A 25,002-nucleotide genomic window follows, 5' to 3' on the forward strand; every position below is an offset into this window, starting at 1 on the left:
TCGGCCTTATTCATGGTTGGCCCTGTTCATGGTTGGCCACGTCCGGTCTCACCAACGCGGTCTCACAGATCATGCGCCTTCATCGCGAAGATTGGCGTGTGCGGCTCGTGCGCGGCCATGCGCGCCAGCAGCAGGTCAAGCTCGTGCTCGGCGATGATGATCCCGGCGTGCGCGGGGCGGATGAAGCCGACCTCGATCATGTGGCGGTTGAACGCGAGCAGGTGGTCGTAGAACCCGAACGCGTTGAGCAGGCCGACCGGCTTGGCATGATAGCCAAGCTGCGCCCAGCTGACCGCTTCCCACAGCTCGTCCATCGTGCCGACGCCGCCGGGGATGGTCAGGAACCCGTCCGACAGGTCGGTGAAGGCGCGCTTGCGTTCGTGCATGCCCGATACGACGCGCAGCTCGGTGCAGCCATGGTGCGCCACTTCGCTGCCGACGAGCGCTTCGGGGATCACGCCGATCACCTCGCCGCCTGCCGCCAGCGCACCACCGGCCACCGCGCCCATCAGGCCTAACCGCCCGCCGCCATAGACCACGCCGATGCCGCGCTCCGCCAGCGTCCTGCCGACATCGCTGGCGAGCGCGAGATAGCGCGGGTCCTCGGGCGAGGCCGATCCGCAATAGACGGCAACTCGCTTCATCGGTTCACCCCGCAAATGGCATCGACCACCTTGCGCTCGAAACTACCTGGCCGTGCTGGCGCGAAAGGTCGCGCGGCGTTGGGCGGCACGACTTCTATCGCGTGCCCGTCACGATGGATCGCGACCGTGCTTACCTGACGGTAGGCATGATCGGCGCAATGAAATTCCATCGTGCTGCGCGCGGACACCTGATCGCCCGGCAAGGGCCGTCCACGATCGGGATTGTGCGTGACAATCAGGGCCGAACGCACGTCCCCGTCGACCGAGACCGAGGCCGGATCATAGGAAAAGCGCGAATGACCCGGCGTTTCCGCTATCGGCACCAGCGCCAGCGCGGCGGCTTGGGTCACAACAACCAGCATCGTCATCGCAGATCCTCGAGCATCAGCCCGGCGGTGGCCTTGGCGCTGCCGACCACGCCCGGAATGCCGGCGCCGGGATGCGTGCCCGCGCCGACCAGGTAGAAGTTGGGCAGGGCATCGTCGCGGTTGTGCGCGCGGAACCACGCGCTTTGCGTCAGCAGCGGTTCCAGGCTGAACGCGCTGCCGAGGTGCGCGTTGAGATCGCGCCCGAAATCGGCGGGGGCATAGTGGAACTTGGTGACGATGCGGCTGTGAATGTCGGGGATCAGCCGCCGCCCGACTTCGTCGAGAATGCGCTTTTCGAGCACAGGCCCGATCTGGTCCCAGTCGACCGGCAGCTTGCCCATGTTGGCAACCGGGATCAGCACGTAGAACGTGCTCATGCCCTCGGGTGCCATCGACGGATCGGTCACGGTCGGGTGGTGGAGATAGATCGAGAAATCCTGCGGCAGCACGCCGTGTTCATAGATATCGTCGAGCAGCCCTTTGTAGCGCGGGCCGAACAGGATCATGTGGTGCGGAATGCCCGGCCAAGTCCCCTCGATGCCGAAGTGCACGACGAACAGGCTGGGCGAAAAGCGCTTGCGGGCAAGGCTTTTCGCCTGCTTGGCTCCGCGCGGATTGGTGGCGAGCAGGTCACGATAGGTGTGCATCAGGTCGGCGTTGGACGCGACCGCATCGAACCGCCCGGACCAGCCGCTGGCGGTGGTCACGCCGGTGATCCGGTTGCCCAGCGTATCGATCTGCGTCACCGCATCGCCCATCCGCACGGTGCCGCCGATCCGCTCGAACTGCGTGACCATCGCGGCGATCAGGCGGTTGGTGCCACCCTTGGCCCACCACACGCCGCCGTCCTTTTCCAGCTTGTGGATCAGGGCGTAGATCGCGCTGGTGGTCATCGGGTTGCCGCCGACCAGCAGCGTGTGGAAGCTGAACGCCTCGCGCAGTTTTTCCGATGCCATGAACTTCGACGCCATCGCATAGACCGAGCGCCACGCCTGATGTTTGGCCAGCGCGGGCGCGGCCTTGATCATGCTGGCGAAATCGAGGAACGGCACCGCGCCCAGCTTGACGTAGCCTTCCTCGTAAACGTGCGCGGCATAGCGCGCGAAGTCCTCGTACCCGGCCACGTCACCGGGGCTGATCCGGGCGATTTCGGCGTGCAACTGCGCTTCGTCGTTGGAATAGTCGAAGTTGGTCCCGTCGGGCCAGTTGAGCCGATAGAACGGGTGGACGGGCATCAGTTCGATGTCGTCGGCCATGCGTCGGCCCGACAGCGCCCACAGCTCTTCAAGGCAGGGCGGATCGGTGATGACCGTGGGCCCGGCATCGAAGGTGAAGCCGTCGCGCTCCCAGAAATAGGCGCGGCCGCCGGGCTTGTCGCGCGCTTCGACCACGGTGGTGGCGATCCCGGCCGATTGCAGCCGGATCGCCAGCGCCAATCCGCCAAAGCCCGCGCCGATCACGCACGCCGACTTGCCGGTGGAATTGGACGCCGAACTGGATGGGTCCATCGTCATCGCCGGGTGCTCGCATGGGTCAGCGCCTGCGGTTTCTCGCCGAGTCCGGTCAGTACGCCGATCGCCTTGCCCAATGGCACCGGCGGTCGCCCGGCCAGGACGCGAAACTTGTCCGCCAGCGTCGATCGCCCGGCATAGAACCGCTCGATCAGTCCGCGATCGAGCCGGTAGAACCGCTCCAGCACGCGATAGCGATCGTGCGGCACGGCGGCGCTGAACAGCATCGCCGACAGCGCGCGATAGAACTTGCCCCCCTCCCACTGCCGCCGCGCATAGTTTTCGCTGAAGCTGGCGAGGCTGTCTCCCGCCAGATCGCGCCGCGCGGCCACGGCGAGCGCAAAGCGCACCGCAGCGGGCAGTGAATAGCTGGTGACCGGATGGAACAGGCCCGCGCGCCCGCCGGCGTGGGCGATGCCGCTGCCGCTCGACCGCCAGAACGCGTCGAAATCGCCGCCTGCGACGACGGGCAGCACGCCCTGTTCCTCGCCCAGCACCTCGATCACCTGCCAGCCGTGGGCCCTCACATAGTCGTCGATTCGCGCCTCGATGGTGGACGGTTCGATATGCGGGCTGTCGGAATAGTAGGTGTCCTCGATGAAGATCTCGTCGGGGCCGAACGGCAGGCAATAGACGAACCGGAACCCGTCGATCTGATCGACGCCGGCGTCCATCACGATCGGGCGTTCGATGCCATGTGGGGCCGCCAGCTTCATCCGGCGGCCGACGAACTTCTGCCATCCGCCGGTGAGGTGGCCCTGACTGCGGATGCCGCGCGCATCGATCACCGCCCCGGCTTCGATCCGCGTGCCATCGACCAGCGAAACGGTTTGCGCGGTGCACGCCAGCACGCGGGCGCCGGTCAGGATCGACTCGACCGGCAGCGCCTTGCGCACCGCATCGTCCAGTCGGTCCGACGTGATCGCGTAGTAGCTGGTGCCCAGCCTGCGCTCGAACGCGGGAAAGCGGACATCGTAGGCCGGCCAGGCCGCGACCACCAGCGGCGCCAGCAGATCGCGCCCGGCCTTGCGCACGTCGCTGCCGAAGAACGACCAGACGTGGTTGCCGCCCAGTTTGTCATCCTGCTCGACCAGCAGCAGCGACAGGTCCGGGCGCTGGCGGGCCAGAGCAAGCGCGATCAGGCCCCCGGCAAGGCCGCCGCCCAGAATTGCAATATCGCACCGACGCGCAGTCATCCTTCAGGCGATTAGGCGTATGCGGTTGCCCATGCAACGAGTCCTTGCCCTGATCGGTCTGCCGCGCCACAAACCGCGCATGGGGGATCGTGAAAAGTCGGGCCTGCTGCCGGATCGGCGCGGGATGTTGGTGGCGCTGGCGCTGTGGCTGGTGTTGATCGCCATCGAACTGGCGATGCATCGCCCGCCGATCTGCACGTGCGGCACGATCAAGCTGTGGCACGGCGTGGTGCAATCGCCCGAGAACAGTCAGCACGTTTCCGACTGGTACAGCTTCAGCCACGTGATCCATGGCCTGCTGTTCTATGGCGCCGCGCACCTCGTCTGGCGCCGCTGGCGGCTGTTCGGGGGCAGACCGGCGCGCTGGGCGCTCGCCATCGCGGTCATCATCGAAAGCGCGTGGGAACTGCTGGAAAACTCGCCGATCATCATCGACCGCTACCGGGCTGTCACGGTCAGCTGGGGCTATTCGGGTGACAGCATCGTCAATTCGGCGAGCGACGTGGCGTTCATGGTGCTGGGCTTCTGGATCGCCGCGCGAATACCGCCATGGGCCAGCGTGGTCATGGCGATCGGCTTCGAGCTGTTCACGCTGGCGATGATTCGCGACAACCTGACGCTCAACGTGCTGATGCTGGTGTGGCCGCTGGACGCGGTGCGGCGCTGGCAGGCGATGGGATAGGGTTTATTTTCCACTACCGGGGGAGTGGGCCGGTGCCGACCTGTTTCAGCCTCGCTGAAACAGTCTCCGTTCAGGGCGAAGCGATCGCTTGCCGCCCCAGCGCGATCGCGCCGGTGATCCCGGCATCGTCACCCAGCCCGGGATGGACGATGTAGCGTTCCAGCCCCTCGTCGAGGCGCGGGTGCTTGACATATCCGGCGAGCTTGGCCGCCGTCTGCCGGCGCACCTCCTCGATCAAGCCCGGCGCCTTCATCACCCCGCCGCCGAAGATCAGGCGGTCGGGCATGTGCAGCAGCACCAGTGTCGCGGCGAGGTGCGCGACATAACCGGCGATCAACTCAACCGCACCGGGTTCGTCTGCCAGCTGATCGAGGCTGCGGCCCCAGCGGCGCTCGATCGCCGGGCCGCTGGCGAGCCCTTCAAGGCAGCCGCCGTGGTAGGGGCAGCTTCCCGCAAACGGATCGGCGGCGGAATCGTGCGGCGGAATGATGTGGCCGCTCTCGTAGTGGGAGAAGCCCATCAGCGAGCGGCCATCGCGCACCACGCCGGTGCCGATGCCGGTGCCGACGGTGGTATAGGCCAGCGTGGTGCAGCCCTGGCCCGCGCCCTGCGCCCATTCGCCCAGCGCCGCGCCGTTGACGTCGGTATCGACCACGATCGGTGCGTCGAACCGGCCCAGCGCATCGTGGAACCGCGCGCCCGACCAGCCGGGCTTGGGTGTGGTTGTGAACGTGCCGTAGGCAGGCGATGCGGGATCGATGTCGATCGGCCCGAAGCTGGCGACGCCGAAGCCGGCGATAGGCCCGTAGTCCTGCCGACCTTGCCCGAAGAACGCTGCCATGGCGGGAAATGTCTCCGCCGGGGTTTGCGTGGGGACGCGCGTGCGCGCGACGATCTCGCCGTCCTGGCGGGCCAGCGCGAGGATGAACTTGGTTCCGCCCGCCTCGATCGCCCCGATCAACCCACTGTCCACTGCCGGTTCCTTCCCAAGCTAGTTTGCCGCCGGCCACGCATGCCGCAAACACCAACGCTCGAGGATGCCCAATCGCACGTGCGACGTCGGCCTGCAATCGATGCGCATACGAATACAGACGGCCGCGCGCGCTGCTTGGCGTGGCGTCCGCGACGCTTTGCGCTAGGATGAGTCGCGACGCGGTTGGCTGTGCCCGGTGCGCCGGAGCGCCTGTGTTCCGGGGTGACGGGGTATCGCGAACCGCGATGCGCACCCTCTCCGGAAGAACGGTCCATGAACAAACATACCATGGTGTCGAACAGTCCCGATATTGTCGCGTCCGAGGTGCCGTGGTGGCGCGGCGCGACGATCTACCAGATCTATCCGCGCAGCTATCAGGATTCCAATGGAGACGGCATCGGCGATCTGGCGGGAATCACCGCGCGGCTCGATCATGTCGCCTCACTGGGCGTCGATGCGATCTGGATTTCGCCGTTCTTCACCTCGCCGATGAAGGACTTCGGCTATGATGTGGCAGACTATTGCGACGTCGATCCGATCTTCGGCACACTGGCCGATTTCGATGCGCTGGTCGCCCGCGCCCATGCGCTGGGGCTGAAGGTCACGATCGACCAAGTTTATTCGCACACCTCGGACGAGCACGCATGGTTTGTCGAAAGCCGGCAGAACCGGACAAATCCCCGCGCGGACTGGTTCGTCTGGGCCGATGCCAAGCCCGACGGATCGCCGCCGTCCAACTGGCAGTCGGTGTTCGGTGGCCCGGCGTGGACATGGGATGCGCGGCGGCGGCAGTATTACCTGCACAATTTCCTGTCGTGCCAGCCGCAACTTAATGGCCACAACCCGGATGTGCGGGACGCGCTGCTGGCAGTGGCCAAGTTCTGGCTCGATCGCGGTGTCGATGGGTTCCGCTTGGATGCGCTGAACTTCGCGATGCACGAGCCATCGCTGCGCGACAATCCCCCGGTCGCGCCGGGCGGCAAGCCGCCGACGCGTCCGTTCGATTTCCAGGAAAAGCGGTTCAACCAGTCTCATGCCGACATCGTCGGGTTTGTCGAAAGCATCCGGGCGATGACCGATCGCTACGGCGCGGTGTTTACCGTGGCCGAAGTCGGCGGCGACGATGCCGATCGCGAGATGAAGCTGTTTACCCAAGGCAACACCCGGCTCAACAGCGCCTACGGCTTCGATTTTCTCTATGTCGACGCGCTGACCCCGGCGCTGGTCGAGCGCGCGCTGGCCGAATGGCCCGACATGCCGGGAATGGGCTGGCCCAGCTGGGCGTTCGAGAACCACGATGCGCCGCGCGCGATCTCTCGTTGGGGCACGGCGGAAACCCGCGACCGGCTGGCGCGGGTCAAGATCGCGTTGGTCGCGGCGTTGCGCGGCAACTATATCCTGTATCAGGGTGAGGAACTGGGGCTGAGTCAGGTCGATATTCCGTTCGACCAGCTCAAGGATCCCGAAGCAATCGCCAACTGGCCGCTGACCCTGTCACGCGACGGCGCGCGCACCCCGATGCCGTGGGCGGCACAGGCGGTCAACGGCGGCTTTTCCGTGGGCGAACCGTGGCTGCCGCTGGGTGACGAGAATCTGTCGCGCGCGGTCGATGTGCAGAACCCCGATCCGGCGTCGCTGCTCAACCTCACCCGTGCGATCATCGCGCTGCGACAGAAATACGCCGCCTTGCGCTACGGCGGATGCGACGTGCTGCTCGCAGACCAGCAGCGCCTTGTATTGCGTCGCAAACTAGGGCAACAATCGATTGCAGGCGTGTTCAACCTGTCGTCGCGGCCAGCTCAATGGCCGGATCAGGTTGGCGGTGCGGGCACGGTGCTCGCGTCGGTCAATGACGGCATCGCCGGCCAGACATTGCCCCCATTTGCGGGCCTGCTGATCGAGGAGAGGCCCGATGCCGAGATTTCCGCTATGCAAGATCCGTGATGGCATTGTGGCGCTGCTGGCGGCGCTGCTGCTGGCCGTGCCTGGCGCGGTCGTGGCACAAGTCGCCGCACGGTCTGTCACTGCCAGTTCGCCCGACGGCACCATCGTCCTCACCGTGTCGACGGACAACGATGCGCGGGCCAAGTGGTCGCTGTCGCGCAAGGGCAAGCTGCTGATCGCCCCGTCGAGCCTGGGTTTCATCCTCACCGATGGGCTCAACATGGTGCGTGGCTTTGCGATCGATAGCTCGGAAAAGGCCAGCGGCGACGACACGTGGGAACAGCCGTGGGGCGAGCGCCGGTTCGTGCGAGACCACTACGACGAAGTGCTCGTCCGCTTTCGCCAGAAGGCCGAAGACGGCGGGCGGCTGATGAACCTGCGCTTCCGCCTGTTCGATAACGGCGTGGGCTTCCGCTATGAACTGCCCGAACAGCGCGCGTTCAAGACAATGCGCATCGCCGACGAGCTGACCGAATTTTCGATCGCGTCGCCCGGCACGGCGTGGTGGATTCCCGGCGGCGAATGGAACCGCTACGAACAGCTTTATCAGAAGACCCCGATCGACGGCGTCTCGATCGCGCACACCCCGATCACGATGCGGCTCGACGATGGCACGCACCTGGCTTTCCACGAGGCCGCGCTGGTCGATTATTCGGCGATGTGGTTCAAGCGGATTTCGGGGCAGACGTTCCGCTCCACCCTGTCACCATCGTCGCGCGGGCCCAAAGTGGTGCGCGACCTGCCGTTCGCGACTCCGTGGCGCACGATCCGCATTGCCGACAGCGCCGCCGGCATCGTGGAGAACGACCTGGAGCTGAATCTCAACGAACCCAACAAGCTGGGCGATGTCGGCTGGGTCAAGCCGGCCAAGTTCATCGGCATCTGGTGGGGCATGATCCGCGGCGACTGGACCTGGGCCGAAGGACTGCGCCATGGCGCAACCACCGCCCGCGCCAGGCAGTACATCGACTTTGCCGCGCTGCACGGCTTCCGCGGTGTGTTGGTCGAAGGCTGGAACAAGGGCTGGAACCACGAATGGTTGGGCCATGGCAACGAGTTCCGCTTCAGCGAGCCGACGCCCGACTTCGATATCAAGGCTGTGACCGACTATGCCAAAGCCAAGGGCGTCCACCTGATCGGGCACCACGAAACCGGCGGCAACATCGCCAATTACGAGGCGCAGCTCGACGATGCGATGAAATACGCGGCGTCGATGGGCATCGAGGCGGTCAAGACCGGCTACGTCGCCGATGCGGGCGGGATCATCGCGCCGGGCGACACAGCGGGTACGACGAGGATGGAATACCACGACGGCCAGCGACAGGTGCAGCACCACCTCAAGGTCGTGCAGACAGCGGCCAAGTACCACGTTTCGATCGATGCGCACGAACCAGTGAAGGACACCGGCCTGCGCCGCACTTATCCCAACTGGATGGCGCGGGAAGGCGCGCGCGGCATGGAATACAACGCCTGGGGCCAGTTCGCCAACGGGCCGGACCACGAGCCGACGCTGGTTTACACGCGGATGCTGGCCGGGCCGATGGACTTCACCCCCGGCATCCTCAGCCTGGAAGGGCACGATCACGTCCCGCTCGCTTCGACGCTGGCCAAGCAGCTGGGGCTCTATCTCGCGATCTATTCGCCGATCCAGATGGCGGCGGATTTCGTCGAGAGCCTCGCGGCGCATCCCAGGGAGCTGGACTTCATCAGCAAGGTGCCAACCGACTGGGCCGAAAGCCACCTGATCGCGGGCGAGGTGGGCGACTTCGCGATTTTCGCGCGCAAGGATCGCAACAGCGCCGACTGGTATGTCGGCGGGGTCAACAACGCGACGGCGCGCGACCTCGACCTGAAGATGGACTTCCTCGACGCGGGCAAGACCTACACCGCGACAATCTACAAGGACGGCGCAGGCGCGACCTACCTGACCGACGCCCGGCACAACATCGCCTATGAGACCCGCACCGTGCGCAAGGGCGATGCGATCAAGCTGTGGCTGGCGCCGGGCGGCGGGGCGGCGATCCGGCTTGATGCAGGTGGATCCCAGCCGCGCAAGGCCGACTGACCGGACCGCGCGACCCCGCCGTGCTAGTCTTCCGGGGACAAGCTGTTGCGTGTCCCCGGCCGGTGATCGTCCTTCCGGTGATCGTAGGGCCGCATACATATGCGTGGTGCATGATCGCGGCAGCACGGCTAGAGCAAAGTTCGCACCCAAATTGTTGCATTGCAGCGTGATTGGGGGCAGCTTGGTCGGGAACAGGCAATCGGTATCTGAAACTGGCGTTTACCGGTGGTCCGCCATCGGCAGTGACAGGCCCGTAATCGATGGAGACCTACCGAATGCCCAACGCCAGTTCGTCCGCATTGCTGCTGTTCGGTGCCACCGGAGACCTTTCGCGGCGCATGCTGCTGCCGTCGCTGTACGCGCTTCATGAAGACGGGCTGGTCGATGCCGGGCTGCGCATCGTGGGCACCGCACGGTCGGACATGGACGACGACGGCTTCCGCGCCTTCGCCAAGGAGGCGCTCGACGAATTTCTGCCGGCGGACCGCAAGGATGAGACCAAGCTTGCCGGGTTTCTCGACCGGCTGCACTACCATCCGCTCGATGCATCGCAGATCGAAGGCTTCGCCGGGCTGGCCGAGGCGCTGGGCGACACATCCGAGGGCCTCTCGATCTTCCTGTCGACCGCGCCGTTCCTGTTCGAACCGACGATCGAGGGCCTGCGTCGCGCCGGGCTGGCGCATGACGGCGTGCGCATCGGGCTGGAAAAGCCGCTGGGCAACGATCTCGCTTCCAGCCAGCGGATCAATGATGCGGTGGCGGCAGCCTTCCAGGAACGCCAGATCTTCCGCATCGACCACTATCTCGGCAAGGAGACGGTGCAGAACCTGATGGCGCTGCGCTTTGCCAACATGATGTTCGAACCGCTGTGGAATTCCGCCGGGATCGACCATGTGCAGATCACGGTCAGCGAAACGGTCGGGCTGGAAGGTCGCAAGGGGTTCTACGACGATACCGGCGCGATGCGCGACATGGTGCAGAACCACATGCTCCAGCTGCTGGCGCTGACCGCGATGGAGCCGCCAGTCGATTTCGACGCGACCTCGATCCGCGACGAGAAGGTCAAGGTGCTGCGCGCGCTGCGGCCGGTCAAGGCGGAAGAGATGGTGCGCGGGCAGTACAAGGCCGGTGCGGTCAAGGGTGGCAGCGTCGATGGCTATGCCGACGATCTGGGCGATACGTCGGACACCGAAACGTTCGTTGCGATCAAGGCGCACATCGAAAGCTGGCGCTGGCAGGGCGTGCCGTTCTACTTGCGCACCGGCAAGCGGCTGGCCGAACGGCGCAGCGAGATCGTGATCCAGTTCAAGGGCGTGCCGCACAACATCTTTGCCGATCGCGGCGGCAAGCTGCGCGCCAACCGGCTGGTGATCCGCCTGCAGCCCGAGGAATACGTGCGGCTGCAGGTCATGGCCAAGGAGCCCGGGCTCGATCGCGGCGGGGTGGTGCTGCGCGAGGTCAACCTCGACCTGTCTCTGACCACGGTGTTCGCCAAGGCGCGGCGCCGGATCGCCTACGAACGCCTGCTGCTCGACCTGATCGAGGGCGAGCAGACGCTGTTCGTTCGACGTGACGAGGTCGAGGCGCAGTGGCGCTGGGTCGATGCGATCCGCAAGGTCTGGACGGCCGAAGGGCTGGACGTGAAGCCGTATGTCGCGGGCAGCTGGGGGCCGAACGCGGCCATCGCGCTGACCGAACGCGACGGCCGCAGCTGGAATGACTAGCCGCAAGACCGATCGGGTGCGCTGGGCCGAGCCGGGCGACCTTGCGGCGGTGGCCGACCGGATCGCGGCGGAACTGGCGCGGCCCGGTCCAAAGCGGCTGTGCGTGCCGGGCGGATCGACCGCGCCCAGGGTGTTCGCGCTGCTCGCCACGCGCAAGCTCGACTGGTCGGGCGTGACGCTGATGCTCAACGACGATCGCCGCGTGCCCGACGATCACCCGGCGAGCAACCACGGCGCGCTGGTCCGCGCGCTGGGCGATACCGGGGTCACCATCGAACGACTGGTCGAGGGCGCCAAGGTCGAACCGTTCGATCTGGTGTGGCTGGGCATGGGCGAGGACGGCCACATCGCCTCGCTGTTCCCGCACATGATCGCGGAAGTTCGCCCCGGTCCTTCGGTGATCGCGACCACGCCGATCCCGCTTCCGCCCGAGGCGCCGTTCGACCGGCTCACGCTCAACCGAAAGGCATTGTGCGCGACGCGCGCGATCATCATCGTGGTCACCGGCACGGCCAAGAAGCTGGTGCTGGAGCGGGCGATTGCCGGTTCCGATGCCTTTCCCGTTTCCGATATCGTGCGGGGCAACAAACCGCCGGTTACGATCTACTGGAGTGAATGATGGCGCTTGACCCCACTGTCGCCCGCGTAACCGACCGGATCGTGGCGCGTTCGCGCGATAGCCGGGCGGCCTATCTGCAACTGATCGATCGCGCGCGCGAAGCCGGGGTCAACCGGCCCAAGCTGTCGTGCGGCAACCTTGCCCATGGCTTTGCCGCCAGCGGAGAGGACAAGGCCACGCTGCGCGAAGGCGCAGCGCTCAACATCGGGATCGTCACCGCATACAACGACATGCTCTCGGCGCATCAGCCCTATGGCCGCTATCCCGAGGCGATCAAGATCTACGCGCGCGAAGTGGGGGCCACGGCGCAAGTCGCGGGCGGGGTTCCGGCGATGTGCGATGGCGTGACGCAAGGGCAGGATTCGATGGACCTGTCGCTGTTCAGCCGCGACGTGATCGCGATGAGCGCGGCGGTGGGCCTCAGCCACGGCATGTTCGAGGCGGCGCTGCTGCTGGGCATCTGCGACAAGATTGTGCCGGGCCTGCTGATCGGCACGCTGCGGTTCGGCCATCTGCCCACGATCCTGGTGCCCGCCGGACCGATGCCGTCGGGCCTCGCCAACAAGGAAAAAGTCCGCGTCCGCCAGCTGTTTGCAGAAGGCAAGGTGGGGCGCGAGGAACTGCTCGAGGCGGAAAGCGCCAGCTATCACGGCGCGGGTACGTGCACGTTCTATGGCACCGCCAATTCCAACCAGATGATGCTGGAAATGATGGGCCTGCACATGCCCGGCGCCAGCTTCGTCCAGCCGGGCACCAAGCTGCGGCAGGAGCTGACCCGCGCCGCCACGCACCGGGTGGCGCAGATCGGCTGGGACGGCGAAGACTATCGCCCGCTGGGCCACTGTGTGGACGAAAAGGCGATCGTCAACGCCATCGTCGGGCTGTTGGCGACGGGCGGATCGACCAACCATGTGATCCACTTGCCCGCGATCGCACGCGCGGCGGGCATCCAGATCGACTGGGACGACATGGACGACCTGAGCCGCGTGGTACCGCTGATCGCCAGCATCTATCCCAACGGCGCGGGCGACGTGAACTACTTCGCAGCCGCTGGCGGCATGCCCTATGTGATCCGCGAACTGATCGGATCGGGGCTGGCGCACGGCGATATTCTCACGGTGTTCGGCGCATCGCTGGAAGAAGGCGCACAGGAGCCTCGGATGCATGGCGACGCGCTGGTGTGGGAGCCTGCGCCCGAAACGTCGGGTGACGACAAGATTCTGCGTCCGGTTTCCGCGCCGTTCCAGCCCGAAGGCGGATTTCGCCTGCTGAGCGGCAATCTGGGCCGCTGCACGATCAAGCTGAGCGCGGTGGATCCCTCGCGCTGGACGGTCGAGGCACCCTGCCGCGTGTTCGCCGATCAGAACGAGGTGATCGCCGCATTCAAGGCGGGCGAGCTTGAGCGCGATGTCGTGGTGGTGGTGCGCTTCCAGGGTCCGGCCGCCAACGGCATGCCCGAACTGCACAAGCTGACCCCGCCGCTGGGCGTGTTGCAGGACCGCGGGTTCAAGGTTGCGCTGGTCACCGACGGGCGGATGTCGGGCGCTTCGGGCAAGATCCCGGCGGCAATCCACGTTTCGCCCGAAGCCAAGCTCGGCGGCGCTCTGGCGAAGTTGCGCGATGGTGACATGGTGCGCGTCTGTGCCAAGCACGGCGAACTGATCGCACTGGTGGCTGAGGCCGAATGGGCCGCGCGCGAGGACATCCCCGCGCCGCCCGCCGCCACTGGCACCGGGCGCGAACTGTTTGCGCTGATGCGCAACTTCTCCGATCCGGCCGAGCGCGGCGGTTCGGCGATGCTGGGGCAAGCGGGGCTTTGATGCAGCTGGTTGCGGTCGACATCGGCGGGACCCACGCGCGCTTCGCCTTGGCCGAGGTCGAGGCGGGGCGCGTCGTCGATCTGGGTGAGGCGACCACGCTCAAGACCGCCGATCACGCCAGCTTCCAGCTCGCCTGGGAGGAGTTCGGCCGGCTTTCGGGGGGCAAGCTGCCAGAGGCCGCCGGGATCGCGATCGCCGCGCCGGTGGTGGGCGACGTGATCAAGATGACCAACAACCCCTGGATCATCCGCCCCGCGCTGGTCGAGGAAAAGCTGGGCGTCTCGCGCCATGTCCTGATCAACGACTTTGCCGCCGTCGGCCACGCCGTGGCGCAGGCGGGGCCGGAGCACTTCCTGCACTTGTGCGGGCCCGAAGCCGATCTGCCGGGGGCCGGCACGATCAGCATCGTCGGCCCCGGCACCGGCCTTGGCGTGGCTCACATCTGGCGCGGCAACGGCGGCTACCATGTCCAGTCCACCGAAGGCGGCCACATCGATTTCGCGCCGCTCGACGGAATCGAGGACGCGATCCTGGCGCGCCTGCGCCATCGCTATCGTCGCGTTTCGGCCGAACGCGTGGTCTCCGGCCCGGGCATCGTCGACATCTATGAAACGCTCGCCTCGATCGAGGGACGGCCGTTCACCCAGCGCAACGACCGCGAACTGTGGACGCTGGGCGCCAGCGGCGAGGACAGCCTGGCCGCCGCCGCAGTCGATCGGTTCTGCCTGTCGCTGGGTAGCGTGGCGGGCGACATCGCGCTGGCGCAGGGCGGGACCGCGCTGGTCATGGCCGGCGGACTGGGGCTGAGGATCAAGGATTCGCTGCTGCGATCGGGCTTTGCCGAACGATTCCGCGCCAAGGGCCGGTTCGAGGCGCTGATGGCCTCGATCCCGGTCAAGCTGATCACCCATCCGCAGCCCGGCCTGTTCGGCGCGGCGGCCGCCTTCGCGCAGGCCTTCGGCAGTTGAATCCCCGCGCGTTCGGCGACCGTGACCGACAACGCGGGCGCGATGGCTTGCGTCCATGCCTGACGTTACGGCAGGCTGCCTGTTTCTACGGCTTGCAAACCGCGTGACGCTCGCATAGCGGCAGTTTAACCGCGCGATGAAATCTCTGCTCGCGCATTGGCTGAAGCGTTGCACAGGATCAGGGGCAAGGGACCAGGCATGAAGCTCGGACGGCTCAATCACATCGGCGTGGCCACGCCTTCGATCGCGGAATCGGTCGCCTTCTGGCGCGACGTGATGGGCGCCACGAAGATTCACGAACCGTTCGATCTGCCGGCGCAGGGCGTGAAAGTGTGCTTCGTCGATACGCCGACCGATGCCGGGCTCAACGGCACGCAGATCGAACTGGTCGAGCCGCTGCCCGGCAACACCTCGATCCAGAGCTTCCTCGACAAGAACCCGCAGGGCGGCCAGCACCACATGTGCTACGAAGTGCCCGACATCCACGCCGCCAAGGTCTGGTTCGAAAGCCAGGGCAAGCGCGTGCTGGGCGAACCGCGCATCGGCGCACACGGCACGCTGATCTTCTTCGTCCACCCGCGCGACATGATGGGCGTGCTGACCGAAATCATGGAAACGCCGAAAAGTGCTGCACACTGAGGCTGGGGAGGGCTGACATGGCTTACGAACTGATCCGGCTGGAGATCGACCAGCAGGTCGCCACGATCACGCTGAACCTGCCCGAGCGGCTGAACGCCTGCGCGCCCGCTATGGCCGACGAGATCGCCGCCGCGCTCGACGAGGCGCTAGGCAGCGCGCGTGCGGTCATCATCACCGGCGAAGGCCGGGCGTTCTGTTCGGGAGCGGACCTCTCGGGGCGCGCCGCAGGCTCGATCACCGGGGGGCTGCGCAGCTACAACGTGCTGACGCAAAGCTACAATCCGCTGATGCTGAAGCTGGCGCGGCTGCCCATTCCGGTGATCACGGCGGTCAACGGTCTGGCTGCGGGCATCGGCTGCTCGCTCGCGCTGGCCTCCGATTTTGCGATCGCCGGGCGCAGCGCCTACTTCCTGCAGGCGTTCGTCAACATCGGGCTGGTTCCCGACGGCGGATCGAGCTGGATGCTGGCGCGGCTGATCGGCAAGGCGCGCGCGACCGAGATGATGCTGCTGGGTGAGAAAGTGCCCGCCGAAAAGGCCGAAAGCTGGGGCATGATCTATCGCTGCGTCGAGGACGCCGATCTTCAGGCGCAGGCGTTCGCGCTCGCGCTGCGGCTGGCAAAGGGGCCGACCGTGGCGCTTGGTGCGATGCGCCAGAACCTCGCGCGGGCGCTCGAGAGCGATTACGCCAGCGCGCTGCTCGCCGAAGCCGAAGGCCAGTGGAAGGCCGGTGACAGCGCCGACGCGGCCGAGGGCGTCGCCGCCTTCTCCCAGAAGCGCAAAGCAGAATTCAAGGGTAACTGACATGACTACACGCGACGATTGGCAGGCCGCAGCGGCCAAAGAGGTCAAAGGTAAAGACCTGACCTGGAACACGCCCGAAGGCATTGCGGTAAAGCCGCTGTACACGGCGGACGATGCGCCGGTGGATCCGGGCCTGCCGGGCTTTGCTCCGTTCACGCGCGGCGTGCGCGCCAGCATGTATGCCGGACGTCCGTGGACGATCCGGCAGTACGCCGGGTTCTCCACCGCCGAGGAATCGAACGCGTTCTATCGCCGCAATCTTGCCGCCGGGCAGAAGGGCCTGTCGGTCGCGTTCGATCTGGCCACGCACCGTGGTTATGACAGCGACCATCCGCGCGTGGTCGGTGATGTCGGCAAGGCCGGCGTGGCGATCGACAGCGTCGAGGACATGAAAATCCTGTTCGACGGCATCCCGCTCGACCAGATGTCGGTATCGATGACCATGAACGGCGCGGTGATCCCGATCCTGGCGTTCTTCATCGTCGCCGGCGAAGAGCAGGGCGTGCCCACCGCGCAGCTCGACGGGACCATCCAGAACGACATCCTCAAGGAGTTCATGGTCCGCAACACGTATATCTACCCGCCCGAGCCGAGCATGCGGATCATCTCCGACATCTTCGGATATACCTCGCGCAACATGCCGAAATTCAACTCGATTTCGATTTCCGGCTACCACATGCAGGAAGCCGGCGCGACGCAAGTGCAGGAACTGGCGTTCACCATCGCCGATGGCATGGAGTATGTGAAATACGGCGTGGCCAGCGGGCTGGATATCGACAAGTTTGCAGGACGTTTGTCGTTCTTCTTCGCAATCGGGATGAACTTCTTCATGGAAGTGGCCAAGCTGCGCGCCGCGCGCGTGCTGTGGCACCGCGTGATGACCAGGCTGGGCGCGCAGGACGAACGCAGCAAGATGCTGCGCACGCACTGCCAGACCTCGGGCGTCAGCTTGCAGGAGCAGGATCCCTACAACAACGTCATCCGCACCACGATCGAGGCGATGGCCGCGATGCTCGGCGGCACCCAGTCGCTCCACACCAACGCGCTCGACGAGGCGATCGCGCTGCCGACCGACTTTTCGGCGCGCATCGCCCGCAACACCCAGATCGTCATCCAGGAAGAGACCGGGATGACCAAGGTCGTCGATCCGCTGGGTGGCTCGTACTATATCGAATCGCTGACCCAGGAACTGGTCGACAAGGCGTGGGAGATCATCGAGCGCGTCGAAAGCGAAGGCGGCATGGCCAAGGCGGTCGCCGCCGGCTGGCCCAAGGCGATGATCGAGGAAGCCGCCGCCGGTCGCCAGGCGCGCGTGGACAAGGGCGATGACGTCATCGTCGGCGTCAACAAGTACCGGCTGGGGACCGAGGATCACCTCGATACGCTCGACATCGACAACGTCGCGGTGCGCGAAGGCCAGATCGCCCGACTCAAGCGCACCCGCGCCAATCGCGACGACGCGAAATGCCGGGCTGCGCTCGCGGCGCTGACCGAAGGCGCCAAGGGCGGCGGAAACCTGCTTGCGCTGGCAGTCGATGCCGCCCGCGAACGCGCGACGCTCGGCGAAATTTCGGATGCGATGGAAACGGTGTTCGGCCGCTACGGCACGCAGCCGACCCCGGTGAAGGGCATCTACGGCGCGGCTTACGCGGGTGACAGCCGCTACCAGCAGGTGGTCGATGGCGTCGCGGCGGTCGCGCGGCGGCTGCACCGCGATCCGCGCGTCCTCGTCGCCAAGATGGGCCAGGACGGCCACGATCGCGGCGCCAACGTGATCGCCAGCGCGTTCACCGACATGGGCTTCGATGTGACTAGCAGCCCGCTGTTCCAGACTCCGCAAGAAACGCGCGACCTCGCGCTGGCCAAGGATGTCGACGCGATCGGCGCCAGCAGCCTGGCTGCCGGGCATAAGACGCTGATCCCCGAGCTTATCCGGCTGCTCAGGGAATCCGGCCGCCCCGACATCAAGGTTGTCGCAGGCGGCGTGATCCCGCCGCAGGATTACGACTTCCTGCGCGAAGCCGGGGTGCAGGGCATCTACGGCCCGGGCACCAACGTGGTCGAAGCGGCAGCGGACATGCTGCGCCTGCTGGGGCATAACATGCCGCCGCTAGACAGCGGACTGGCGGACGCTGCGGAGTGAGGCGGCGGTTGTTTTTCGGGCTATTTTCTGCCAAGCTATAAGTTCGCAGTAGAAAGGTAGAATGCAGTGGGCGCTCAGATGAATATCAAGAGCGAAGAGGCCTATGCCATTGCTTCGGAATTGGCCGCAGCCGAAGGGCTGAGCCGTACCCAGGTCGTGCTCGAAGCGTTGCGGGCGCGGCGGGCCACGTTGAACCGCGCGAAGAAGATCTCCGAAATCAGAGAGTTCTGTCGTGAAACTGCCGCGATGATGTCCCCTGAGACCTTGGCTTTCGACATCGACAAGGAATTGTATGACGAGAAAACGGGTCTACCGAAATGATCGTCGATAGCTCCGCCATTGTTGCAATGCTTCGTGAGGAGCCGGAAGTCGATGCGATGATCGTGGCGCTGGTCGAGGCAGACAAGGCGGTCCTCTCGGCGGCGAATTATCTTGAAGCGGCGATCGTGATCGATGGTGAGCGCAATCCCGTAGCAAGTACGAAGCTGGACGGTCTTTTGGTCAGGTTCGGTATCAAGATCGAACCCGTCACCGAGGCGCAGGCCCGCATTGCCCGGCAGGCCTATCGCGATTTCGGCCGGGGCAGCGGCCATCCGGCCAAGCTGAACTTCGGTGACTGCTTCGCCTACGCCTTGGCGACGGAGCGCGGCGAACCGTTGCTCTACAAGGGCGACGATTTCATCCATGCTGGCATTGCGAGGGTCGTTTGATGGGGAGCCATGGCCTGAATATTTCGGCTAAGCTGTCCGCCGAGTGGGCGCTCGACGTTCATCGCAACGAACACAGCCTGATGGTCGATCTTATGGATGGGCGGGCCATTTCGATGCCGCTGGCGTGGTATCCGCGCCTGCTCCACGCGACCGCCGAAGCGCGGGGCTGCTCGGAACTGCGCGGCGGAGGCTATGGCATCCACTGGCCGCATATCGGCGAGGGCCCGAGCGCCGAGAGATTGCTGCGCGGGGCACCGGCTCCGGAGGTGGCGTGATCCATTCAATCAACCGTCATGCTGAACTTGTTTCAGCATCCATTTCTCGTTCTGCACGAATCATGCGGGCGGAGGGATGGACCCTGAACCAAGTTCAGGGTGACGGCGATGCGAGGATGGCAGGATGAGGTTTCGACTTCCCGAACAAATCCTGCGGTTGGTCAATGCCCGCAATGAATTGAAGGCGCATTACAGTGGCGTCGATCTTCGATTCACCTTCGACGGCAATCTGGTGGGCGATCTGGGTGAAGCCGTGGCTGCCGATCTCTTCGGCCTCAAGCTGACCGGTCGCAGCAACGAGGGCATCGACGGCCATGCGCGCGATGGTCGTTCGGTCCAAGTGAAGGCCAGCGGCACAAGGAGGGGCGCTCCATTCCGCCTCGTTGAAACTTGCGCAGACCACCTCCTGTTCTTTCATTTTGAATATGATCAGTGCGTTGGTGAGGTGATCTACAATGGGCCTGAAGAGCCAGTTCGACAGACTTTGCCAGCCAGCTGGGTCGGTCAGCGCAGTGTAGGCACCGCAACATTCCGACGATTGGATAAACTCGTAAGCGAGGATGCTCGCTTGCCTATGCTTCTGCAGGACAAATAGATGTTCAAGAAAATCCTCATCGCCAACCGGGGCGAGATCGCTTGCCGGATCATCAAGACCGCGCGCCGCATGGGCATTGCCACGGTCGCGGTCTATTCGGACGCCGACGCGCGGGCGCCGTTCGTGCAGATGGCGGATGAAGCCGTGCATATCGGCCCGTCGCCGGCGGCCCAGTCGTATCTGATCGCCGACAAGATCATCGCCGCGTGCAAGCAGACCGGGGCCGAGGCGGTCCATCCGGGCTACGGCTTCCTCTCCGAACGCACCTCGTTCGCCGAGGCGCTGGCTGCCGAGGGGATCGAGTTCATCGGCCCTCCGGTCAACGCCATCGCCGCGATGGGTGACAAGATCGAGTCGAAGAAGCTGGCGCTCAAGGCCGGGGTCAACGTGGTTCCCGGGTTCGTCGGCGAGATCGACGATACCGAACATGCCGTGCGCATCGCCGACGAGATCGGCTATCCGGTGATGATGAAAGCCAGCGCGGGCGGCGGCGGCAAGGGCATGCGCCTAGCCTACAGCGAAAAGGACGTGCGCGAAGGCTTCGAGGCGACCAAGCGCGAGGGGCTGAACTCGTTCGGCGACGACCGCGTGTTCATCGAGAAGTTCATCCTCAACCCGCGCCACATCGAGATCCAGATCCTCGGCGACAAGCACGGCAACATTCTCTACCTCAACGAACGCGAATGCTCGATCCAGCGCCGCCACCAGAAGGTGGTCGAGGAAGCGCCGTCGCCATTCGTGACGCCCAAGATGCGCAAAGCCATGGGCGAGCAGTGCGTCGCGCTGTCACGCGCGGTGGGGTACTTCAGCGCGGGCACGGTCGAGTTGATAGTGTCGGGCGCTGACCCGACCGGCGAGAGCTTCTACTTCCTTGAAATGAATACGCGTTTGCAGGTGGAACATCCGGTAACCGAAGCGATCACCGGGGTCGATCTGGTCGAACAGATGATCCGCGTCGCCGCCGGCGAAAAGCTGGCGATGACGCAAGCCGACATCGGCATCGATGGCTGGGCGATCGAAAACCGCGTCTATGCCGAAGATCCCTATCGCGGATTCCTGCCCTCGACCGGGCGGCTGGTGCGCTATAATCCGCCGGTGGCCGGCTGGACCGACGATGGCGCCGAGAACGGCCGGCGTGGCGTCGATGGCGTGCGGGTGGACGACGGCGTCTATGAAGGCGGCGAAGTCTCGATGTTCTACGACCCGATGATCGCAAAGCTGGTGACCTGGGGCAAGACGCGCGACGAGGCGGCGGACAAGCAGATCGCCGCGCTCGATGCGTTCGAGATCGAGGGGCTGGGCCACAACATCGATTTCGTCTCGGCGATCATGCAGCACCCGCGCTTCCGCTCGGGCGAGTTGACCACGGGGTTCATCGCCGAGGAATATCCCGATGGTTTCCATGGCGCGCCGCCATCGGCGGATCTGTCGCGATCGCTGTCGGCAATCGCCGCGTTCCTCGCCGCCGCGCGGGCGGACCGGGCAATGCGCGTGGATGGGCAGCTTGGCGGCGATCTCGATCCGCCGGCGGACTGGTCGGTCCGCGTGGGCGAGAGCATGCATCGCGTCACGCTCGATGGCGACGACATCAAGGTGGACGGCACGCCGATCGAGCTGGCGATGGAATACACCCCCGGCGACCGCATGGTGCATGCCGAAGTGGGCGATGAACGGCTCTCGCTGAAGGTCGTCCCGTGGCGGTCGGGCTTCAAGCTGACGACGCGCGGCGCGATCCACGAGGTGCACCTGCTGCCTTCGCGGATTGCCGGGCTGACCAAGCACATGATCGCCAAGATTCCGCCCGATATGTCGCGATACCTGATCTGCCCGATGCCGGGTCTGCTGGTGGCGTTGAACGTGGGCGTGGGCGACACGGTCGAGGCGGGGCAGCCGCTCGCGGTGGTCGAGGCGATGAAGATGGAGAACATCCTGCGCGCCGAGAAATCGGGCAAGGTGAAGGCGGTCAACGCGGCGCAAGGGGAAAGCCTTGCAGTCGACGCGATCATCCTCGAAATGGAATGAGTGCACCTCGACCACGATCCTGACGCGCCTGCGAGCGAGACGATCGATTTCGACGCCTTCCTGCGCGTCGACATCCGCGTCGGGACCATCGTGGGCGCGGAAGCCTATCCCGGCGCGCGCAAGCCAAGCCTGAAACTGGTGATCGATTTCGGCGCGGGCATCGGCCGCCGCAAGAGCTGCGCGCAAGTGGCTTCGCTCTACGATCCGCCCGCGCTGGTCGGACGGCAGGTGGCGGCGGTGGTCAATTTCCCGCCGCGCCAGATCGGCAAGGCACTGTCCGAAGTGCTGACACTGGGCTTTGCCGACGGCGAAGGGCGCGTAGTGCTGTTTGCGCCCGATGTGCCGGTCCCCAACGGATCGCGGCTGTTCTGATGCCCACCATCTGGACCATCGGTTACGAGCAGGCGACCGTTGCAGGCGTGCTGAATGCGCTCACGACGGCAGGTGTCGAAGTGCTGGCCGATGTTCGCGCGTTGCCGCTGTCGCGCCGACCGGGCTTTTCCAAGAGCGCGCTGGCGGCGGCTCTGGGCGAGGTCGGCATCCGCTACGACCATTTCAAGCCGCTGGGCACCCCCGCCGATGGCAGGGCGGCGGCGCGGCGGGGCGACCATGCCGCACTCGCGGCGATCTACGCCGGTCAGCTCGAACTGCCCGAGGCCATGGCTGCCGGCGCGCGGCTGCACGATCTGGCCAGCGAGCGGCGCGTTGCGCTGCTGTGCTACGAACGCGATGCCGCGTGCTGCCACCGCACCTTGCTGCACGAGGCGATGCTGCCCGAATTCGCTGCGGTCGATCTTGTGCCGGTCGAATTCTTGGGGGCGTCCGCATGAGCCTGCGGGCGATCCTTGCGTCGGCGGAGGCGGTGGGCGACGGATTGACCGTGACCATTCCCGACGGGTGGTTGCAGGGGCGCACCGCATTCGGCGGGCTGTCGTCCGCGCTGGCGCTGCACGCCGCCCGGCGGATCGTGCCCGATGCGCCGCCGCTGCGCTCCGCCCAGGTGGCCTTCGTCGGCCCGGTCTCGGGCAACGTCACGGTGACGGCCCGACTGCTGCGTCGCGGCCGCAATGCCACCTGGGTCACTGCCGAGATTGCCGGGCAAAGCGGCGTTGGACTGGTCACCACTTTCGTGTTCATGGGCGCGATCGACAGCGCGTTGCAGGTTGCGGGTGAGGCCGCGCCCGGCGGGCTTTTGCCGCCCGGCGAGGGGCTGGTTCCCCGCAACGGCCCCGGGTTCATCGGCAACTTCGAATGGCGCTATGCCGCGGTGGAAGGCGACGAACCGCAGGCCGAGCTGCTCCGCTGGGTCAGGTTGCGCGACCGTGAAGGGCTAGATGTGGAAACCGAGCTGCTGTGCGTGGCCGATGTCCTGCCGCCGGGCGTCATGCCGCTGCTGCGCGGACCGGAACCGATCAGTTCGATGACGTGGATGTGCAACCTGCTGGCCGCAGCCCCGCGCACCGATGACGGATGGTGGCTGCTGCGATCACGCGGTGTCTATGCGGACGCTGGCACCAGTTCGCAGGACATGATGCTGTGGAACGCGGCGGGCGAACCGGTCATCGCCGGGATGCAGAGCGTGGCGGTGTTTGGCTAGGCCGAACGGCGCCGCAGTTCGGCGTCCAGAAACGCCGCTACATCGCGCATATCGACATCGCGGGCCAGAAAGGTCTGCCCGATCCCGCGCAGCAGCAGGAACGGCAGGGTTCCCGCATCCATTTTCTTGTCGTGCAGCATGTGATCGGCCAGGCGCTGTCCGTTGCAGCGCAGCGTGAGCGACCCCAGCGAGGCGGGCAATCCGCTGGCCGCAACGTGCGCTGCGATCCGCTCTGCATCCTGGCCGGGCATCAAACTTCGCGTCGCCGAAAACCGCGCCGCCAGCACCATGCCCAGCGCCACCGCCTCACCGTGCAACAGCGCGTCGGAAAAGCCGGTTTCGGCTTCCAGCGCGTGGCCGAAGGTATGGCCCAGGTTGAGCAGCGCGCGGGTGCCGGTGGTCTCGCGCTCGTCCGCCGCGACGATGCGCGCCTTGGCGGCCACGCTGTGCGCGATCGCGGTCTTGCGTGCGGTGGCGTCGCCCGCAAGCAGCGCGGAACCATTGGCCTCGCACCATGCGAAGAACGCAGGATCGTCGATCAGCCCGTACTTGATCACTTCGGCATAGCCCGCACGCACCTGTCGCGGCGGCAGCGTATCGAGCGCGAGCGGGTCGATCAGCACCAGCGCGGGCTGGTGGAACGCACCGACCAGGTTCTTGCCCGCCGCCGTGTTGATCGCGGTTTTGCCGCCGACGCTCGAATCGACTTGGGCCAGCAGTGTGGTGGGCAGCTGGATGAACCCGCAGCCGCGCTTGACGATCGCGGCGGCGAACCCGGTAAGGTCGCCGATCACGCCGCCGCCCAGCGCCACGATCTTGTCGCCACGCTCGACTTCGCGTTCGAGCAGCCAGTCGACCACGCGCGCCAGCTGTGCCCAGCTCTTGGTTGCCTCGCCCGCCGCCAGCACCAGCCAGTCGCTGGCGATCCCGGTACGGGCGAAAGCGGCGGTTACCGGCTCGCGCCACGCGGCGGCGACCTGTTCGTCGGTGACGATGGCCACGCGGTCCTTGCGCAGGAACGGACGGCACTCTTCGCCCGCGCGCGCCAGCAGGCCCGTCTCGATCCGCACTTCGTAGGGCGCGCCGGCTATGGCGACCTCGATTACAGCCATTCGTCGATCGCCTTCAGGATGCGGATTGCGGTCTGCTGGTGCGGGGTTGCCCCGCTCAGGATGTGGATCGGCGCCTGCGAATAGGCAGATTGCCGGTCGTTGCGCAGCCGCGAGAGGATCTCGTGCGGATCGCCATCGCGCAGCAGCGGGCGGTTGTCCTTGCGGGCGACGCGCTCGACCAGTGTCTCGACCGTGCTGTCGAGCCACACCGCCAGCGCGCGGTCGAGGATCAGCGCGCGCGTCTCTGCGTCGCAGAACGCGCCGCCGCCGGTGGCCAGCACCATCGGCTTGCCGTCGATCAGCCGGGCGATCACGCGGCGTTCCCCGTTGCGGAAGAATGCCTCGCCGTAATTGCTGAAGATTTCCGGGATGGTCAGCTGCGCGGCCAGCTCGATCTCGTCATCGGCGTCGACGAACGGCAAGTGCAGCAGCGTCGCAAGTTTGCGCCCCACGGTCGATTTGCCCACGCCCATCATCCCCACCAGCACGATCGGGCGATGGATCCGGCGCGCGATGCGGGCGATTTCCGCGCCTGAAAGGGTGGCCGCTTCAACTTCCATTGCGAGGCCGCCTATAGTTGCGCTAGGGCGCA

25 protein-coding genes are annotated in these 25,002 nt (G+C 65.9%); 18 read left to right on the forward strand and 7 right to left on the reverse strand.

Annotated features, from left to right (window positions below; translation table 11 throughout):
• Positions 1-62: 62 nt before the first annotated feature.
• The 4 genes from NL2_RS16410 to crtY are packed head-to-tail and all read right to left on the reverse strand — an operon-like array spanning position 63 to position 3,719.
• Positions 63-644 (reverse strand): LOG family protein, encoded by a 582-nt coding sequence (locus tag NL2_RS16410; protein WP_068076780.1) that lies wholly within the window; start codon positions 642-644, stop codon positions 63-65.
• Positions 641-1,012, reverse strand: a complete 372-nt coding sequence (locus NL2_RS16415) for a surface-adhesin E family protein (protein WP_068076781.1) — start codon at positions 1,010-1,012, stop codon at positions 641-643. Before NL2_RS16415 ends, NL2_RS16410 begins: the two co-directional genes overlap by 4 nt.
• Positions 1,009-2,520 (reverse strand): phytoene desaturase, encoded by a 1,512-nt coding sequence (locus tag NL2_RS16420; protein ID WP_068076782.1) that lies wholly within the window; start codon positions 2,518-2,520, stop codon positions 1,009-1,011. Before NL2_RS16420 ends, NL2_RS16415 begins: the two co-directional genes overlap by 4 nt.
• Before the next feature lie 2 nt (positions 2,521-2,522).
• Positions 2,523-3,719: a lycopene beta-cyclase CrtY gene (crtY, locus tag NL2_RS16425; RefSeq protein WP_068076783.1), complete on the reverse strand. Its 1,197-nt coding sequence runs from the start codon at positions 3,717-3,719 to the stop codon at positions 2,523-2,525.
• Positions 3,720-3,798: 79 nt separating this feature from the next.
• Between crtY and NL2_RS16430 the strand changes: the two genes are divergently transcribed.
• On the forward strand, positions 3,799-4,401 hold the full coding sequence (locus NL2_RS16430) for a DUF2585 domain-containing protein (protein ID WP_068076846.1): 603 nt from the start codon (positions 3,799-3,801) through the stop codon (positions 4,399-4,401).
• 70 nt (positions 4,402-4,471) lie between these two features.
• Here the strand turns inward: NL2_RS16430 and NL2_RS16435 are convergent, their stop codons facing one another.
• A complete protein-coding gene (locus NL2_RS16435; protein WP_068076784.1) occupies positions 4,472-5,374 on the reverse strand; it encodes an ROK family protein in 903 nt (300 codons plus the stop codon).
• Positions 5,375-5,647: 273 nt separating this feature from the next.
• Between NL2_RS16435 and NL2_RS16440 the strand changes: the two genes are divergently transcribed.
• The 17 genes from NL2_RS16440 (at position 5,648) to NL2_RS16520 (ending at position 23,298) form a co-directional block, all read left to right on the forward strand.
• A complete protein-coding gene (locus tag NL2_RS16440; protein ID WP_439646904.1) occupies positions 5,648-7,318 on the forward strand; it encodes an alpha-amylase family glycosyl hydrolase in 1,671 nt (556 codons plus the stop codon).
• Positions 7,287-9,383 (forward strand): glycoside hydrolase family 97 protein, encoded by a 2,097-nt coding sequence (locus tag NL2_RS16445; RefSeq protein ID WP_084356153.1) that lies wholly within the window; start codon positions 7,287-7,289, stop codon positions 9,381-9,383. The genes NL2_RS16440 and NL2_RS16445 overlap by 32 nt, the downstream gene beginning before the upstream one ends.
• Positions 9,384-9,658: 275 nt before the next feature.
• Positions 9,659-11,107, forward strand: a complete 1,449-nt coding sequence (zwf, locus tag NL2_RS16450; RefSeq protein WP_068076785.1) for a glucose-6-phosphate dehydrogenase — start codon at positions 9,659-9,661, stop codon at positions 11,105-11,107.
• A complete protein-coding gene (locus NL2_RS16455; RefSeq protein ID WP_068076786.1) occupies positions 11,100-11,726 on the forward strand; it encodes a 6-phosphogluconolactonase in 627 nt (208 codons plus the stop codon). Before zwf ends, NL2_RS16455 begins: the two co-directional genes overlap by 8 nt.
• Positions 11,723-13,546 (forward strand): phosphogluconate dehydratase, encoded by a 1,824-nt coding sequence (edd, locus tag NL2_RS16460; RefSeq protein ID WP_068076787.1) that lies wholly within the window; start codon positions 11,723-11,725, stop codon positions 13,544-13,546. The genes NL2_RS16455 and edd overlap by 4 nt, the downstream gene beginning before the upstream one ends.
• Complete coding sequence (glk, locus tag NL2_RS16465; RefSeq protein WP_068076788.1) at positions 13,546-14,514, forward strand: glucokinase; 969 nt, start codon at positions 13,546-13,548, stop codon at positions 14,512-14,514. The genes edd and glk overlap by 1 nt, the downstream gene beginning before the upstream one ends.
• A gap of 198 nt (positions 14,515-14,712) precedes the next feature.
• Positions 14,713-15,153: a methylmalonyl-CoA epimerase gene (mce, locus tag NL2_RS16470; protein ID WP_068076789.1), complete on the forward strand. Its 441-nt coding sequence runs from the start codon at positions 14,713-14,715 to the stop codon at positions 15,151-15,153.
• A gap of 17 nt (positions 15,154-15,170) precedes the next feature.
• Positions 15,171-15,956 (forward strand): enoyl-CoA hydratase-related protein, encoded by a 786-nt coding sequence (locus NL2_RS16475; RefSeq protein ID WP_068076790.1) that lies wholly within the window; start codon positions 15,171-15,173, stop codon positions 15,954-15,956.
• A gap of 1 nt (position 15,957) precedes the next feature.
• Positions 15,958-18,099 carry a methylmalonyl-CoA mutase gene (gene scpA, locus NL2_RS16480; protein ID WP_068076791.1) on the forward strand — a complete coding sequence of 714 codons (2,142 nt, stop codon included), beginning with the start codon at positions 15,958-15,960 and terminating at the stop codon, positions 18,097-18,099.
• Between the two features lie 78 nt (positions 18,100-18,177).
• Positions 18,178-18,420 (forward strand): type II toxin-antitoxin system VapB family antitoxin, encoded by a 243-nt coding sequence (locus NL2_RS16485; protein ID WP_068076792.1) that lies wholly within the window; start codon positions 18,178-18,180, stop codon positions 18,418-18,420.
• A 56-nt stretch (positions 18,421-18,476) separates the two neighbouring features.
• Positions 18,477-18,809 (forward strand): type II toxin-antitoxin system VapC family toxin, encoded by a 333-nt coding sequence (locus NL2_RS16490; protein ID WP_245647726.1) that lies wholly within the window; start codon positions 18,477-18,479, stop codon positions 18,807-18,809.
• Entirely contained in the window at positions 18,809-19,084 is a 276-nt protein-coding gene (locus NL2_RS16495; protein WP_068076794.1) for a DUF2442 domain-containing protein, read from the forward strand. Before NL2_RS16490 ends, NL2_RS16495 begins: the two co-directional genes overlap by 1 nt.
• Positions 19,085-19,208: 124 nt before the next feature.
• Positions 19,209-19,679 carry a DUF6998 domain-containing protein gene (locus tag NL2_RS20855; protein ID WP_084356154.1) on the forward strand — a complete coding sequence of 157 codons (471 nt, stop codon included), beginning with the start codon at positions 19,209-19,211 and terminating at the stop codon, positions 19,677-19,679.
• A complete protein-coding gene (locus NL2_RS16505) occupies positions 19,680-21,701 on the forward strand; it encodes an acetyl-CoA carboxylase biotin carboxylase subunit (protein ID WP_068076796.1) in 2,022 nt (673 codons plus the stop codon).
• Positions 21,702-22,073, forward strand: coding sequence for a tRNA-binding protein (locus NL2_RS16510; protein WP_068076797.1), 372 nt, complete (start codon positions 21,702-21,704; stop codon positions 22,071-22,073).
• Positions 22,073-22,531 carry a DUF488 domain-containing protein gene (locus NL2_RS16515; protein ID WP_068076798.1) on the forward strand — a complete coding sequence of 153 codons (459 nt, stop codon included), beginning with the start codon at positions 22,073-22,075 and terminating at the stop codon, positions 22,529-22,531. The genes NL2_RS16510 and NL2_RS16515 overlap by 1 nt, the downstream gene beginning before the upstream one ends.
• Positions 22,528-23,298: a thioesterase family protein gene (locus NL2_RS16520; RefSeq protein WP_068076799.1), complete on the forward strand. Its 771-nt coding sequence runs from the start codon at positions 22,528-22,530 to the stop codon at positions 23,296-23,298. Before NL2_RS16515 ends, NL2_RS16520 begins: the two co-directional genes overlap by 4 nt.
• Here the strand turns inward: NL2_RS16520 and aroB are convergent.
• Positions 23,295-24,410 carry a 3-dehydroquinate synthase gene (gene aroB, locus NL2_RS16525; RefSeq protein WP_068076800.1) on the reverse strand — a complete coding sequence of 372 codons (1,116 nt, stop codon included), beginning with the start codon at positions 24,408-24,410 and terminating at the stop codon, positions 23,295-23,297. The genes NL2_RS16520 and aroB overlap by 4 nt on opposite strands.
• A complete protein-coding gene (locus tag NL2_RS16530; RefSeq protein WP_068076801.1) occupies positions 24,401-24,970 on the reverse strand; it encodes a shikimate kinase in 570 nt (189 codons plus the stop codon). Before NL2_RS16530 ends, aroB begins: the two co-directional genes overlap by 10 nt.
• Between the last annotated feature and the right edge of the window lie 32 nt (positions 24,971-25,002).

Source organism: Novosphingobium lentum NBRC 107847 (assembly GCF_001590965.1).
Lineage (GTDB): Bacteria > Pseudomonadota > Alphaproteobacteria > Sphingomonadales > Sphingomonadaceae > Novosphingobium > Novosphingobium lentum.

Bases quoted from the DNA above. Each gene is read 5' to 3' on its own strand.
- NL2_RS16490 (WP_245647726.1), top strand. From the start codon at position 18,477: ATGATCGTGGCGCTGGTCGAGGCAGACAAGGCGGTCCTCTCGGCGGCG.
- NL2_RS16495 (WP_068076794.1), top strand. From the start codon at position 18,809: ATGGGGAGCCATGGCCTGAATATTTCGGCTAAGCTGTCCGCCGAGTGG.
- glk (WP_068076788.1), top strand. From the start codon at position 13,546: ATGCAGCTGGTTGCGGTCGACATCGGCGGGACCCACGCGCGCTTCGCC.
- NL2_RS16505 (WP_068076796.1), top strand. From the start codon at position 19,680: ATGTTCAAGAAAATCCTCATCGCCAACCGGGGCGAGATCGCTTGCCGG.
- edd (WP_068076787.1), top strand. From the start codon at position 11,723: ATGATGGCGCTTGACCCCACTGTCGCCCGCGTAACCGACCGGATCGTG.
- NL2_RS16440 (WP_439646904.1), top strand. From the start codon at position 5,648: ATGAACAAACATACCATGGTGTCGAACAGTCCCGATATTGTCGCGTCC.
- NL2_RS16420 (WP_068076782.1), bottom strand. From the start codon at position 2,520: ATGGACCCATCCAGTTCGGCGTCCAATTCCACCGGCAAGTCGGCGTGC.
- NL2_RS16455 (WP_068076786.1), top strand. From the start codon at position 11,100: ATGACTAGCCGCAAGACCGATCGGGTGCGCTGGGCCGAGCCGGGCGAC.
- NL2_RS16410 (WP_068076780.1), bottom strand. From the start codon at position 644: ATGAAGCGAGTTGCCGTCTATTGCGGATCGGCCTCGCCCGAGGACCCG.
- NL2_RS16520 (WP_068076799.1), top strand. From the start codon at position 22,528: ATGAGCCTGCGGGCGATCCTTGCGTCGGCGGAGGCGGTGGGCGACGGA.
- NL2_RS16445 (WP_084356153.1), top strand. From the start codon at position 7,287: ATGCCGAGATTTCCGCTATGCAAGATCCGTGATGGCATTGTGGCGCTG.
- NL2_RS16475 (WP_068076790.1), top strand. From the start codon at position 15,171: ATGGCTTACGAACTGATCCGGCTGGAGATCGACCAGCAGGTCGCCACG.
- NL2_RS16485 (WP_068076792.1), top strand. From the start codon at position 18,178: ATGAATATCAAGAGCGAAGAGGCCTATGCCATTGCTTCGGAATTGGCC.
- NL2_RS16430 (WP_068076846.1), top strand. From the start codon at position 3,799: ATGGGGGATCGTGAAAAGTCGGGCCTGCTGCCGGATCGGCGCGGGATG.
- NL2_RS16515 (WP_068076798.1), top strand. From the start codon at position 22,073: ATGCCCACCATCTGGACCATCGGTTACGAGCAGGCGACCGTTGCAGGC.
- zwf (WP_068076785.1), top strand. From the start codon at position 9,659: ATGCCCAACGCCAGTTCGTCCGCATTGCTGCTGTTCGGTGCCACCGGA.
- scpA (WP_068076791.1), top strand. From the start codon at position 15,958: ATGACTACACGCGACGATTGGCAGGCCGCAGCGGCCAAAGAGGTCAAA.
- NL2_RS16530 (WP_068076801.1), bottom strand. From the start codon at position 24,970: ATGGAAGTTGAAGCGGCCACCCTTTCAGGCGCGGAAATCGCCCGCATC.
- NL2_RS16415 (WP_068076781.1), bottom strand. From the start codon at position 1,012: ATGACGATGCTGGTTGTTGTGACCCAAGCCGCCGCGCTGGCGCTGGTG.
- NL2_RS20855 (WP_084356154.1), top strand. From the start codon at position 19,209: ATGAGGTTTCGACTTCCCGAACAAATCCTGCGGTTGGTCAATGCCCGC.
- mce (WP_068076789.1), top strand. From the start codon at position 14,713: ATGAAGCTCGGACGGCTCAATCACATCGGCGTGGCCACGCCTTCGATC.
- crtY (WP_068076783.1), bottom strand. From the start codon at position 3,719: ATGACTGCGCGTCGGTGCGATATTGCAATTCTGGGCGGCGGCCTTGCC.
- aroB (WP_068076800.1), bottom strand. From the start codon at position 24,410: ATGGCTGTAATCGAGGTCGCCATAGCCGGCGCGCCCTACGAAGTGCGG.